1 protein-coding gene is annotated in these 234 nt (G+C 69.2%); it reads left to right on the top strand.

Features of this window, described 5'->3' with window-relative positions; genetic code table 11:
* Positions 1 to 187 (top strand): hypothetical protein (locus P8629_RS12760; protein WP_278166454.1); only part of this gene is annotated, 187 nt, incomplete at its 5' end.
* Positions 188 to 234: the final 47 nt, after the last annotated feature.

Raw genomic sequence — 234 nt, 5'->3', positions numbered from 1 at the left:
CTTTGAAACCTCGTTCGACCTGATGCGCTATGCTCCCGACCGCTATGATGGGAGTGAGTCCTCACTCAGTTTTGATGGCGCGTCGGCGGCCCAGCCATTCCTGCGCGCATTGGGCCTCGGTGGCGAGCGCGGCGAAACGGCGCCGGCACCGGCGCCCATGCCGCAGGACTGCAGCCGCCCTGGCTGATGCGTCCTAGCCGGCCGAGGGCGGCTGGCGCAGGGTGCCGCGCAGGA

It is taken from the genome of Hydrogenovibrio sp. 3SP14C1 (assembly GCF_029625905.1).
GTDB lineage: Bacteria > Pseudomonadota > Gammaproteobacteria > Thiomicrospirales > Thiomicrospiraceae > Hydrogenovibrio.
Note: the sequence above shows the minus strand (reverse complement) of the source record. Positions and strands in the feature narration are given on the sequence as shown.